General features: G+C 70.9%; 12 protein-coding genes. 4 read left to right on the top strand and 8 right to left on the bottom strand.

Going from position 1 to position 12,057, the window contains the following annotated elements; all coding sequences use genetic code 11:
* Positions 1–20 precede the first annotated feature (20 nt).
* The 4 genes from BW982_RS12650 to BW982_RS12635 form a co-directional block, all read right to left on the bottom strand.
* Positions 21–449, bottom strand: coding sequence for a VanZ family protein (locus tag BW982_RS12650; protein WP_076493856.1), 429 nt, complete (start codon positions 447–449; stop codon positions 21–23).
* Between the two features lie 29 nt (positions 450–478).
* Positions 479–2,050: an NADP-dependent phosphogluconate dehydrogenase gene (gndA, locus tag BW982_RS12645; RefSeq protein ID WP_139327446.1), complete on the bottom strand. Its 1,572-nt coding sequence runs from the start codon at positions 2,048–2,050 to the stop codon at positions 479–481.
* Between the two features lie 87 nt (positions 2,051–2,137).
* Positions 2,138–2,653 (bottom strand): gluconokinase, encoded by a 516-nt coding sequence (locus BW982_RS12640; protein ID WP_076493854.1) that lies wholly within the window; start codon positions 2,651–2,653, stop codon positions 2,138–2,140.
* Positions 2,654–2,673: 20 nt separating this feature from the next.
* Entirely contained in the window at positions 2,674–4,080 is a 1,407-nt protein-coding gene (locus tag BW982_RS12635) for a GntP family permease (RefSeq protein ID WP_076493853.1), read from the bottom strand.
* 127 nt (positions 4,081–4,207) lie between these two features.
* Here BW982_RS12635 and BW982_RS12630 point away from each other — a divergent pair, with 127 nt between their 5' ends.
* Complete coding sequence (locus BW982_RS12630) at positions 4,208–4,918, top strand: FadR/GntR family transcriptional regulator (RefSeq protein ID WP_076493851.1); 711 nt, start codon at positions 4,208–4,210, stop codon at positions 4,916–4,918.
* Between the two features lie 12 nt (positions 4,919–4,930).
* On the opposite strand, the gene BW982_RS18610 is transcribed toward BW982_RS12630, so the two are convergent.
* Positions 4,931–5,056: a hypothetical protein gene (locus BW982_RS18610; RefSeq protein WP_303046688.1), complete on the bottom strand. Its 126-nt coding sequence runs from the start codon at positions 5,054–5,056 to the stop codon at positions 4,931–4,933.
* Between the two features lie 289 nt (positions 5,057–5,345).
* On the opposite strand from BW982_RS18610, the gene BW982_RS12625 reads away from it, so the two are divergent.
* On the top strand, positions 5,346–5,984 hold the full coding sequence (locus BW982_RS12625; protein WP_076493849.1) for a 50S ribosomal protein L25/general stress protein Ctc: 639 nt from the start codon (positions 5,346–5,348) through the stop codon (positions 5,982–5,984).
* 106 nt (positions 5,985–6,090) lie between these two features.
* On the top strand, positions 6,091–6,672 hold the full coding sequence (gene pth, locus BW982_RS12620) for an aminoacyl-tRNA hydrolase (RefSeq protein WP_076493847.1): 582 nt from the start codon (positions 6,091–6,093) through the stop codon (positions 6,670–6,672).
* A gap of 12 nt (positions 6,673–6,684) precedes the next feature.
* Here pth and BW982_RS12615 read toward each other — a convergent pair whose 3' ends face one another.
* From BW982_RS12615 to BW982_RS12605, 3 genes are all read right to left on the bottom strand, one after another.
* Positions 6,685–7,032, bottom strand: a complete 348-nt coding sequence (locus BW982_RS12615) for a hypothetical protein (protein WP_139327445.1) — start codon at positions 7,030–7,032, stop codon at positions 6,685–6,687.
* 225 nt (positions 7,033–7,257) lie between these two features.
* The gene (locus tag BW982_RS12610; protein ID WP_076493844.1) at positions 7,258–7,776 is read right to left on the bottom strand and encodes a hypothetical protein; all 519 of its coding nucleotides are present in this window, start codon (positions 7,774–7,776) and stop codon (positions 7,258–7,260) included.
* Positions 7,777–7,894: 118 nt separating this feature from the next.
* Positions 7,895–8,365 carry a hypothetical protein gene (locus BW982_RS12605; RefSeq protein WP_076493842.1) on the bottom strand — a complete coding sequence of 157 codons (471 nt, stop codon included), beginning with the start codon at positions 8,363–8,365 and terminating at the stop codon, positions 7,895–7,897.
* 100 nt (positions 8,366–8,465) lie between these two features.
* On the opposite strand from BW982_RS12605, the gene mfd reads away from it, so the two are divergent.
* Positions 8,466–12,053 carry a transcription-repair coupling factor gene (mfd, locus tag BW982_RS12600; protein WP_175611101.1) on the top strand — a complete coding sequence of 1,196 codons (3,588 nt, stop codon included), beginning with the start codon at positions 8,466–8,468 and terminating at the stop codon, positions 12,051–12,053.
* Positions 12,054–12,057: the final 4 nt, after the last annotated feature.

Genomic DNA, 12,057 nt, shown 5'->3' with positions numbered 1-12,057 from the left:
GGTTCATTGTGCGCCGGTATCTATGAGCTTTCTATGGCGTCGGCTATGCGCTCGCTGTGAAGTCTGACCGCGCGGGCGAGGAGCGCGGCGACGGCGACGCCGACGGCGGCGCCCAGAGTGTTCGCGACCAGGTCGCGCACGTCGGCGACGCGCGTCGGGAGGAACAGTGCCTGGGTCGTCTCGATCGCGGCGCTCACCGCCAGACCGCTCAGGATGCCGACCCCCCACGTCCCGCCCCACAGGAGCACCAGCACCCCGAGGGGAACGAACATCACGACGTTCGCGGCGAACTCGACCACGTCGAAGGTGACCCACGCCGTCACCGGTGAGGAGGCGAGCAGCGCGAGGAACGCGCGGAGCACTCCCGCCGTGCCGTCGTCGTACGGTGTGGGGCGGAGCGTCATCCACCAGAGCCCGACGGCGTACAGCGCCGAGGCGGCGACGAGCAACGCCCGCCGCCGCCTCGTGAACGCTGTCGTCAGTGCGTGTCCTCGGCCTCGATCTCGGTACGGTCGCTCGACCAGAGGGTGTGGAACGTCCCCTCCTTGTCGATGCGGCGGTACGTGTGCGCACCGAAGAAGTCCCGCTGGCCCTGGATCAGGGCGGCGGGCAGGCGCTCGGCGCGCAGGCCGTCGTAGTACGCCAGTGACGAGCTGAAGGCGGGTGCGGGGATGCCCGCGGCGGCGGCGAGCGAGACGATGCCGCGCCACGAGTCCTGCGCGCGGCCGAGTGCCTCGACGAAGTACGGGGCCGTCAGCAGCACCGGCAGCTCGGGCTCGGCGTCGTAGGCGTCGGCGATGCGGTTCAGGAACTGCGCGCGGATGATGCAGCCCCCGCGCCAGATCTTCGACACCGCACCGAGGTCGATGTTCCAGCCGTACTGCGCAGCACCCGCGCGGATCTCGTCGAAGCCCTGGCTGTAGGCGACGATCTTCGACGCGTACAGGGCCAGACGCACCTGCTCGATGAACGCGTCGGCGTCCTCGCCCGCGAGGAGGTCCGTGCCCGAGGGGCCCGGAAGGTCGCCCGACACCGCGCGCTGCTCCGGGTGGCTCGACAGGGACCGCGCGAACGTGGCCTCGGCGATGCCCGAGACGGGGACGCCCAGGTCGAGGGCCGTCTGCACCGTCCACGCGCCGGTGCCCTTCGCTCCGGCCTGGTCGAGGATGACATCCACCAGCGGCTTGCCCGTCTCGGCATCCGTCTGGCGCAGCACCTCGGCGGTGATCTCGATGAGGTACGACTCGAGCTCGCCGCGGTTCCACTCGGCGAACACATCGGCGATCTCCGCGGGCGTCTTGCCCGTGGCGCGACGGATGAGGTCGTACGCCTCGGCGATCAGCTGCATGTCGGCGTACTCGATGCCGTTGTGCACCATCTTCACGAAGTGCCCGGCGCCGTCGTGACCGACATGCGTCACGCACGCCTCGCCCTCGGCGACCGCGGCGATGGAGGTCAGGATCGGACCGAGCGTCCGCCACGACTCGTCGGAGCCGCCGGGCATGAGCGAAGGGCCGAGGAGGGCGCCCTCCTCGCCGCCGGAGACGCCCATGCCGACGTAGTTGATCCCGGTCTCGCGCACGGCCTTCTCGCGGCGGATCGTGTCCGTGAAGAGGGCGTTGCCGCCGTCGACGATGATGTCGCCCGGTTCGAACACCTTCACGAGCTCGTCGATGACGAAGTCGGTCGGGCGACCGGCCTTGACCATGATGATCGCCGTGCGGGGCTTCGACAGCGACGCCGCGAAGTCCTCGTAGGAGAAGGAGGGGACGAACTCCGCCTCGGGGTGCGCCTGGACGAGGTGCTCGGTCTTGTCGGCGCTGCGGTTGAAGACCGCGACCGTGTTGCCCTCACGGCTCGCGAGGTTGCGCGCGAGGTTCGAGCCCATGACCGCGAGGCCCACCACGCCGATGTTGGCGCGGCCGTCGCCCTCGCCCGCAGGGGCCGAAGCGGCGTCGGCCGTGGGCCGCTCGACGTCCGCGGGGGAGGGGGCGCCCTCGTGGTGCTGAGCGGCCTCGTGCGGTGCCTGGTTCTGATCGGTCGACGTCATTCGTTGCTCCGTGTTCACGTGCGGCAGAAGGGTGGGCGGACGGGAGTCGCGCACCCCCGCCACTTTATCGGCTCGGTCCGGGACCGATCAGGTCGCGGGCGCGAGGTGCAGCTGCGCGATGACCGCGTCGACCTGCTGCTGCGGGGTGAGGTCGAGGTCGACGTGGATCGCCTGCTCGTCGGCATCCGGAATCTCCAGGGTCTCGAACTGCGAGGCGAGCAGGGCGGGCGGCATGAAGTGGCCCTGGCGGCGCAGCAGACGATCGAGCACGAGCTTCGGGTCGCCCATGAGCAGCACGAAGGTCACGCCGTCGCGGCACAGCACATCCCGGTAGCTGCGCTTGAGAGCAGAGCAGGTGATGACGCCGGGGCGGCCCGCGGCGATCTGGCCGTCGATCCACGCGGCGACCCGGTCGAGCCACGGCCAGCGATCATCGTCGGTGAGCGCGTGCCCCGCCGCCATCTTGGCGACGTTGGCCGCGGGGTGGAGGTCGTCGCCCTCCTGGAAATCCCATCCGAGGCGGCCGGCGAGCATCGCGGCGACGGTGGACTTGCCGGTGCCGGCGGGACCCATGAAGACCAGGACGGGGGCTGTGGATGCCATTGCTGTCGTGCTCCCTTCGCTCAGACGAACGCGCTGATCGCGAGGACGCCGGCGAGCCCGGTGACCGAGATGAGGCATTCCAGCACGGTCCACGTCTTGAGAGTCTGCGGGATGTTCAACCCGAAGTACTCCTTGATGAGCCAGAAGCCCGCGTCGTTGACGTGGCTGAGGAACACCGACCCCGCACCGATCGCGAGCACGAGCAGGGCCGTCATCGGGGCGTCGAGGGTCTCGGTGAGCGGCTGCAGGATGCCGGCGGCGGTGATGGTCGCCACGGTCGCGGAGCCGGTGGCCACGCGGATGACCACGGCGACGAGCCACGCGAGGACGAGGACGGACACGCTGGAGCCCGCCACGAGGTCGGCGATCACCTTGCCGATGCCGGTGTCCACCAGCACCTGCTTGAAACCACCGCCGGCGCCGACGATGAGCAGGATGCCCGCGATCGGGCCGAGCGAGGAGCCCACGACCTGCGTGAGGCGCGCGCGGTCGAATCCGGCGCCGCGACCGAGGACGACGAATCCGACGAGGACGGCGAGCAGCAGCGCGATGACCGGCATACCGAGGAAGTCGATGACGACCTTCCAGGCGTCGGTGGACGCGGGCGCCAGGATGTCGGCGAGCGCCTTGAGGAGCATGAGGGCGACGGGCAGCAGGATGCTGCCGAGGGTCACGGCGAACGAGGGGCGGCGCGCGGGCTCGTCGCCCGTCTCCTCGGCCGACACGAAGAGGTCGGGCACGGGGACGGGGGCCCAGCGGGCCGCGATCGTCGAGAACAGGGGCCCGGCGATGATGACGGCGGGGATCGCGACGATCACGCCGAAGGCGAGGGTCAGGCCGAGGTTGGCATCCAGCGCCGCGATCGCCGCCAGCGGCCCGGGGTGCGGCGGGACGAGACCGTGCATCGCGGACAGGCCCGCCAGGGTCGGGATGGCGATCTTCATCAGTGCGACGCCGGAACGACGGGCGACGAGGATGATGACCGGGACGAGGAGCACGAGGCCGACCTCGAAGAACATCGGCAGGCCGATGACCGCGCCGATGAGCCCCATGATCCACGGAAGCGACCGCGGGGTGGCCCGCGCGACGAGAGTGTCCACGATCCGGTCGGCTCCACCGGAGTCGGCGAGGAGCTTCCCGTAGACGGCGCCGAGGGCGATGAGGATGCCGACGCCGCCCATGGTCGACCCGAAGCCGCCGGTGAAGCTGGTGACGGTGGCCGGCACGGCCATGCCGGCGACGACGCCGGTGGTGAGTGCGCCGATGGTCAGCGCGAGGAACGGGTGGAGCTTGCCCCACGTGATGAGCACCACGATCAGCGCGATGCCGATGAGCGCGGCGGTGATGAGCTGCCCCGCGGGGGCGGAGGGGGCGGGGGTCTCCGCCGCCGCGACGATGAGCGGGGCGGTGAGGTTCAGAGGGGCCATGAACGTCCTTGATCCGGCGGGCGGCATCCGTGCCGCGGTCTATTTGTCGTACATAAAAACACACATTGGCTTTTTACGCACGACAAATCACTTCGATCGGTCAAGACGCGTCTGTCATCATGTGGGGATGAGCGCGACCGAGCCCGCCGTGGGGACCCTGCACGACACCCTCGTGGCGCGGGTCGGGGCCGCGATCGTGCAGGGCCGCCTGGCAGCGGGATCGCGTCTGGTCACCGGCGAGCTGGCGGAGGGATCATCACGGGGAGCGGGTCGCGAGGCGGTGCGCGTCCTGGAATCGCTCGGTCTGGTCAGCGTTCGGCGGAAGGCCGGCGTCGTCGTCCGCCCCGCGGCGGACTGGAACGTCTTCGCCCCCGAGATCATCGAGTGGCGTCTGGCCGGCCCCGGACGCGCCACGCAATTGCGCGAGCTCAGCGAACTGCGGGGAGCGATCGAGCCGCGCGCGGCGCGCGCCGCCGCGCGGGAGGCGAGCCAGGCGCAGCGCGAATCGCTCGTCGCCGCGGTCATGGAGATGGCCCGCACCGAGGGGGCGGCCGACGAGGCCGAGTATCTGGCCGCGGACGTCCGGTTCCATCGCACGCTCCTGTCGGCGTCCGGCAATGCGATGTTCGCAGCGCTCGGTGACGTCGTCGAGGCGGTGCTCGCCGGTCGGACGCGCCACGAGCTCATGCCGCACGACGCAAACCCCCACGCCGTGCGCTGGCATCAGGACGTGGCGTTCGCCATCGCGGCCGGTCGCGCCGACGAGGCGGCGACGGCCATGGAGCTCATCGTGCGAGAGGCCGGGGATGCCATGGCATCCGCGGCCTCGGAGGACTGACCCGGCCGGCGGTCAGTGCTTCTTGTAGTTCGCGTTGCGCCCCATCGAGAAGAGGGCGCCGATCGCGGCGATGCCGCCGACGGCGGTGACGGCGCCGATCGTCCAGAGCACGACGTGAGAGAAGAAGCCGCTGTCCATGATGTTCCTCCGGTCGGGTGAAAGCCTCCGGCGATCTTATCGGGGGCTCCGCAGCACTCCGCGGCGCGGGTCGAAATGCGGGGCGGGTCGCTGGTAGACTTCCGGGGAACTTCGGCGAGGGATGTCTCCTCGTGCGCCCCGGCGGGTGCACCTGGCATCCGTGATCGACGCAGTGTTGCAAGGCTCCCGGCTTTCCTCACGCGCTCGCGTTCGAGTCGAATCCAGACCACATACGCGCGGACATCGTCCGCTCACAAGCTGCGGGACCCGAGCCCGCGAGGAGAACATCATGTCGGAAGACAACAAGGTCGTCGCCGAGCTGCGCGAGAACTTCGGCAAGGGCTTCGCCCGCCGTCTGCGCGCCGCCGGCAAGATCCCCGCGGTCATCTACGGTCACGGCACCGAGCCGCAGCACGTCGCGCTGCCCGGTCACCAGGTCTCGCTGCTCATCCGTCGCGCCAACGCGCTGCTCGACCTCGACATCAACGGCAAGAGCCAGCTGACCCTGGTCAAGGACGTGCAGAAGGACCCGGTGCGCCAGATCGTCGAGCACATCGACCTCATCGTCGTGAAGAAGGGCGAGAAGGTCTCGGTCGACGTGCCCGTCGTCGTCGTGGGCGAGCCGTTCTCCGGCACGATCGCGAACCTCGACAACACCACCGTGTCGCTCGAGGTCGAGGCCACCCACATCCCGCAGAACATCGAGGTCTCGGTCGAGGGCCTCGAGGACGGCACGCAGATCACCGCCGCCGACCTCGTCCTGCCCGCCGGTGCGACCCTCGTCACCGAGCCCGAGACGCTCATCGTCGGCATCTCGGTGCCGACGGACACGCTCGCCGCCGAGGAGGAGATCGCCGAGGCCGACGCCGAGGTGGCCGAGGAGCAGTCTGAAGAGGCCGAGGCCGCTTCCGAGGCCGAAGGCAACTGATTTCGGCGGACCGTCCGAACGGTTCGCTATCGACGAGGGGGCGTGCATCACGCCCCCTCGTTTTTTCGTGTCACGGTCCGCGCGAGGACCCGGAAGGATGGATGCCATGGCGGACACCTGGCTGATCGTGGGACTCGGCAACCCGGGACCCCGCTACGAGGCGACCCGGCACAACATCGGTCAGATGGTCGTCGACGAACTCGCCGGTCGTCGCCGGGAAGCGTTCCGCGCCCACAAGGCCAACGCCCGGGTGGTCGAGACGTGGCTGCGCCCGGGCGCGGCGAAGCTCGTGCTCGCCAAGCCGAACAGCTTCATGAACGTGTCGGGCGGACCGGTGTCAGGGCTCGCGAAGTTCTATGGTGTGGATGCCGAGCGGGTGGTCGTGGTGCACGACGAACTGGACATCCCGTTCGACACCATCAAACTCAAGACCGGCGGCGGGCACGGCGGGCACAACGGCGTGCGCGATGTCGCGAAGGCGCTCGGATCGCCCGAATTCCCGCGTGTCCGGGTGGGCATCGGTCGTCCCGTCGGTCGACAGGATCCGGCGGACTGGGTGCTCGACCCGTTCGGCGCCAAGGAGCGCGAGACGCTCCCCATCCTGGTCTCGGACGCAGCCGATGCCGTGGAGTTGCTGGTCGAGGAGGGGCTCGTCGCGGCGCAGCAGCGTTTCCACGCCCCGCGCTGAGACCGCGGGCGGTCACCGCCTCCGGCGCTTCCGCAGGGCGCGGGAGAGGGTGACGCACCCGAAGATCGCGGCGGCGACGCCGCTCAGGCACCCGCCGAGACAGCTGTAGTCGCCCAGGTCGGCCCACGCGGGAGTCGTTTCCCGGCGCAGGACTGTGGCGATGACGAGCAGCACCGTGCTGATCCCGCCGAACATCACGAACGGGACGAGTCGCGACGGACCGATGGGGGGATCCGGCTCGGCGGCCGCCGTAGGGCGCGATGGCGCGAGCACGGCGGTGTGCGCGGCGGCCGGCATCGGCGCGGCGTGGCGCGGGAGGCCGGGTGCCACGGGCGAACCCGGGGAAGGGGGCTGGTGCATGGGAGTCCTCGTCCGATCCGGCCGGACGGTCCGGCTCCCGGCGAGGCTAGGAGGGATCGAGGTTCTCCCGTTGCGTGACCGCGCGAAAATGTGGACAACCCCGGCGGCCGACCCCCTGTGGAGGAGGGGTGGCCGGTTCCGGTGCCCCGCACCGACGACGAGAGAGCCCCGGCCGACCGGCCGAGGCTCTCTCGAGGAAGCGCGCGCGGTCGATCCGCGACGCGATCAGGACGCGTAGGGCGCCGCGCCGATGCCCGCTCCGACGATGAAGAAGGCGAACACGATCCCGCCGCCGACGACGGACAGCACGATCGCGGCGATGCCCCATCCGCGTCCCCGGTTCTTCACCGCGGCGATGATGCCCTGGACGAAGCCCCAGAGGGCGAACGCTCCCCAGACCAGGAACGCGGCGACGGACAGGGCGCCGGCCGCGAGGGCGATCTGGTTCGCGGCGGCGGGCAACGCCCCGGCGTCGACATTGCCGCTGCTGTCGATGGCCCCGGCGAACTGCGCGAGGCTCCCGCTCTGGATGCCGGCGAACACGGCGATGATCGAGCCGATCACGACGGCCAGCAGAGAGGCGGCGAACGCGATGACGCCCAGCCGGTTCGATCCCCGAGTGCGTGCGGGGGAGGCCGGCGCGGAGTACCCGGCGGGCGCAGCGGCGTACCCGCCCTGCGCGGCTTCGGCGCGAGTGGCCGGCGGGGGGTTGTGCGGCTCGGGGGGCGGCGGTGTGCTGGTCACTGTGTCCTCCTGGGGTCGTCGAGGGCGTGCGGAAACCCCCGTGCGGACAACCTTACGAAGCGGTCGGCGATCCACCGCTCGGGGTGGACGCGGCCGGGCCCGACCCGCTAGGGCCGTGTCAGACCGCGGCGCCGGCGAGCTCGCCCGCGCCGGCGGCGAGGGCGACGAGAACCAGCCCGGCGAACAGGAACGGTCCGAGTGCCGCGATGACGATCGCGGCGATGCCGGGACCGCGGCCCCTGTTGCGGACGGTCGCCACGATCCCGACGGCGAGTGCCGCGATCCCCAGTGCCGTTCCGGACCAGAACGCGACCTCGCCCAGCAGCACGAAGTCCCGCACGGGCGAGAAGAGACGCCAGTCGACGGACTGACCGCCGCGGGCGATGAACTCGGCGCCCGCGCCTCGCGCGATCCGGAACGACGCGAAGCCGGCGATCCCGGATGCCACGACCCCCGCGAGGATCGCCAGGACCAGCGCCCACGCTCCGAGCGGTCGCCGACGCGGGGTCGAGGGGGGAGGCGTGAGGAGCGTCCCGACCGGCGGTGCGGCGTAGGGGGAGGCGAATCCGGGCACGCCAGCGGAGGTCATGAGCCCACTGTACGACTCCGTGCCCGCGGGGTCCGGGACGCTCCCCGTCGAAGGCCGCGGTCCGAGCCGCGTGTCCGTGCCCCCGCGTAGGATGTGTCGAGTGACAGTTCCCGGGATCGTTCGCGCCCTCGAGCAGGCTGAGTCGTACCGGGAGGCCGCTGTCGCGGCATCCGCCGATCTGTCTCTCTCCCTCGTCGACGGGCTGGATGCGCCCGTGATCGCCGGTCTCCTCGAGCATCGGCGAAGTGCGGGGGCGCCGGGGGCGGTCCTGGTGATCGCGCCGACGGGTCGCCGCGCCGAATCGCTCGGGCCCGCGCTGGAGGCCGTGCTTCCCGGGGCCCAGGTGCTGCACTTCCCCGCGTGGGAGACCTTGCCGCACGAGCGCCTGAGCCCGAGTCCCGAAACCGTGGGTCGACGGCTGGACGTGCTGCGTCGCGTCGCGGCGTGGGACGGGTCGGTTCCGCTCGTGGTCACCGCCTCCGTCCGCAGCGCGCTGCAGCCGCTCGCCCCCGGCCTCGGCGACGTCGAACCTGTGCAGCTGCGCGTCGGGGGGCGCGGGCGCGAGCTCGACGCGGTCACCACCCGCCTGGTCGAGCTGGCGTACCACCGGGTCGACATGGTCTCGCGTCGCGGCGAGTTCGCCGTGCGCGGCGGCATCCTGGACGTGTTCCCGCCGGTGGCCGACCACCCGTATCGCGTCGAGTTCTTCGGCGACGAGGTCGACCAGATCCGCGCCTTCTCCGTCGCCGATCAGCGCTCACTGCCCGGTGAGGTGGCCGAGGTGTCGCTCGTCCCGAGCCGCGAGCTCCTGCTCACCTCGGAAGTGCGCGAGCGCGCCGCCGAGTTGCGCGACGGCTATCCGGGGCTGCGTCAGCTGCTCGAGAAGATGGCGGAGGGCATCCCGGCCGAGGGCATGGAGTCCCTGATCCCGGTGCTCGTCGACGACCTTGTCACGGTCGTGGACTACCTGCCCGGCGGCAGCGCCGTCGCCCTCGTCGATCCCGAGCGCTCCCTCGCGCGCGCGACGACCCTGGGCGACACCAACCGCGAGTTCCTCGAGGCGGCGTGGTCCGCCGCGACGGCGGGTGCCGACATGCCGGTCGACCTGGGCGCCGGGGATTTCGTGACCCTCGACGACCTGCACGAGATCGCGAGTGGGCGCGGCGGTGTGTGGTGGCGGCTGAGCGCCTTCGACTCGGGCGCGGTGGATGCCGAGGACGAGGGCCTCGTGGCGGCCGACGACTCCGCCCAGCGTGTCAAGGCCGACCCCGTGCCGTCGTTCCAGGGCAACGTCGACGGGGCGACGGCGCATGTCGGGACCCTGCTCGCGGACGGCTGGGCAGTCGTGGTCACGGCGTCGGGGCCGGGGCTCGTGGACCGCGCGCGCGACGTCCTGGCCGAGCGGGGGATCGCGGCGCGCCGCGTCGACGACGTCCACACGCCGCCCGAGCCGGGGGTGGCGCACGTGGTGTGCGCTCCGCTGGAGCGCGGGTTCGAGCTGACCGAGGTCAAGTTCGCCGTCATCACCGAAACCGAGTTCTACGGACGGTCCGTGGGGGGCGGCAATCGGGGCGCCAAGAAGCTCGCGTCCCGCCGACGCAACGTCGTCGACCCGCTGCAGCTCAAGCCCGGCGACGTCGTGGTGCACGCGACCCACGGCATCGGCAAATTCATCGAGCTGACGCAGCGAGAGGTGTCGAGCGGCGGACGCAACGCCGTGAAGACCACGAAGGAGTATCTGGTCCTCGAGTACGCGCCCTCCAAGCGCGGCTACCCGGGCGACAAGCTGTTCGTGCCCACCGATCAGCTGGACCTGCTCTCGAAGTACGTCGGCGGCGAGGCGCCCGTGCTGTCGAAGATGGGCGGCAGCGACTGGGCCGCCGCCAAGGGGCGCGCCCGCAAGGCCGTGCGCGACATCGCCGTCGAGCTGGTGAAGCTGTACTCCGCGCGCATGGCGGCGAAGGGCTACGCGTTCGGCCCGGACACGCCGTGGCAGCGCGAGCTGGAAGAGGCGTTCCCGTTCGCCGAGACGCAGGACCAGCTGCAGACGATCGACGAGATCAAGGCCGACATGGAGAAGCCGATCCCGATGGACCGGCTGCTGTCGGGCGATGTCGGCTTCGGCAAGACCGAGGTCGCCGTGCGCGCCGCCTTCAAGGCGATCCAGGACGGCAAGCAGGTCGCCATGCTCGTCCCCACGACCCTGCTCGTGAAGCAGCACCTCGAGACGTTCGCGGAGCGTTTCGCCGGGTTCCCCGTGACCGTGCGTCCCCTCTCGCGCTTCCAGAGCGACAAGGAAGCGAAGGCCACGCTCGCGGGCCTCACCGACGGCACGGTCGACATGGTCATCGGCACGCACCGGATCCTCACCGAGAAGGTGATCTTCAAGGATCTCGGGCTCATGATCATCGACGAGGAGCAGCGCTTCGGCGTCGAGCACAAGGACGCGCTGAAGAAGCTCAAGACCAACGTCGACATCCTCGCCATGAGCGCCACGCCCATCCCTCGCACGCTCGAGATGGCGGTGACCGGGATCCGCGAGATGTCGACATTGGCGACCCCGCCGGAGGATCGGCATCCGATCCTGTCGTACGTGGGTCCGCGCAACGACAAGCAGATCGCCGCGGCCATCCGGCGCGAGCTGCTGCGCGAGGGCCAGGTGTTCTACGTGCACAACCGGGTGTCGTCGATCCAGCGCGTCGCCGCGCACCTCGCCGAACTCGTGCCCGAGGCTCGGATCGTCGTCGCGCACGGCCAGATGGGCGAGCACGCGCTCGAGCAGGTCGTCGACGACTTCTGGGAGCGTCGCGCCGACGTGCTCGTGTCGACCACGATCATCGAGACGGGCCTGGACATCTCGAACGCGAACACGATCATCATCGACCGAGCCGACAAGTACGGGCTGTCCCAGCTGCACCAGCTCCGCGGGCGGGTCGGTCGCGGGCGCGACCGCGCCTACGCGTACTTCCTGTACGACGAGATGAAGCCGCTGTCCGAGACCGCCGCCGACCGCCTCGAGACGATCGCGGTGAACAACGATCTCGGCAGCGGCATGCAGGTCGCCCTGAAAGACCTCGAGCTCCGCGGCGCCGGCAACCTGCTGGGTGCCGAACAGGCCGGTCACATCGCGGGCGTCGGTTTCGATCTGTACCTCCGCATGATCGGCGAGGCCGTGGCGACCTTCCGCGGTGAGGACACCGAGGGGCCCACCGAGCTGCGTCTGGAGCTCCCCGTCGACGCGCGCCTGCCCGAGACGTACATCGACAGCGAGCGGCTGCGCCTCGAGGCGTACCAGAAGCTGTCGGCCGCGGCATCCGCTACCGCGAAGGACGACGGGATCGACCTCGTGATCGAGGAACTGCGCGACCGGTACGGCGAGCCGCCGGCCGAGGTCGAGGGTCTGATCGCGGTCGCGCGCCTGCGCCGTCGGGCTGCGCAGGCCGGTCTCGCGGACGTCGTGGCCATGGGCTCGAACCTCCGCATCGCCCCCGCGCACCTCGCGGACTCGATGCGCGTGCGTCTGCAGCGGCTGTATCCGAAGGCGAAGCTCGTCGCGAACGGGGATGCCATGGTCGTGCCGCTCCCGCAGGACGCCGATGACGCGAACCTCATCGCGTGGGTGCGTCAGCTCCTCGATGCCCTGTGGCCGCTGCCGGTGGAGAAGACCGCCGAGACCGCCTCGGCGTGAGCGG

Source organism: Microbacterium sp. RURRCA19A, assembly GCF_900156455.1.
Taxonomy (GTDB): domain Bacteria; phylum Actinomycetota; class Actinomycetes; order Actinomycetales; family Microbacteriaceae; genus Microbacterium.
Note: the sequence above shows the minus strand (reverse complement) of the source record. Positions and strands in the feature narration are given on the sequence as shown.

What these genes read in the sequence shown, in the direction of transcription:
- gndA (WP_139327446.1), bottom strand. Translation starts at nt 2,050, where the DNA reads ATGACGTCGACCGATCAGAACCAGGCACCGCACGAGGCCGCTCAGCAC.
- BW982_RS12640 (WP_076493854.1), bottom strand. Translation starts at nt 2,653, where the DNA reads ATGGCATCCACAGCCCCCGTCCTGGTCTTCATGGGTCCCGCCGGCACC.
- BW982_RS12635 (WP_076493853.1), bottom strand. Translation starts at nt 4,080, where the DNA reads ATGGCCCCTCTGAACCTCACCGCCCCGCTCATCGTCGCGGCGGCGGAG.
- BW982_RS12630 (WP_076493851.1), top strand. Translation starts at nt 4,208, where the DNA reads ATGAGCGCGACCGAGCCCGCCGTGGGGACCCTGCACGACACCCTCGTG.
- BW982_RS18610 (WP_303046688.1), bottom strand. Translation starts at nt 5,056, where the DNA reads ATGGACAGCGGCTTCTTCTCTCACGTCGTGCTCTGGACGATCGGCGCC.
- BW982_RS12625 (WP_076493849.1), top strand. Translation starts at nt 5,346, where the DNA reads ATGTCGGAAGACAACAAGGTCGTCGCCGAGCTGCGCGAGAACTTCGGC.
- pth (WP_076493847.1), top strand. Translation starts at nt 6,091, where the DNA reads ATGGCGGACACCTGGCTGATCGTGGGACTCGGCAACCCGGGACCCCGC.
- BW982_RS12615 (WP_139327445.1), bottom strand. Translation starts at nt 7,032, where the DNA reads ATGCACCAGCCCCCTTCCCCGGGTTCGCCCGTGGCACCCGGCCTCCCG.
- BW982_RS12605 (WP_076493842.1), bottom strand. Translation starts at nt 8,365, where the DNA reads ATGACCTCCGCTGGCGTGCCCGGATTCGCCTCCCCCTACGCCGCACCG.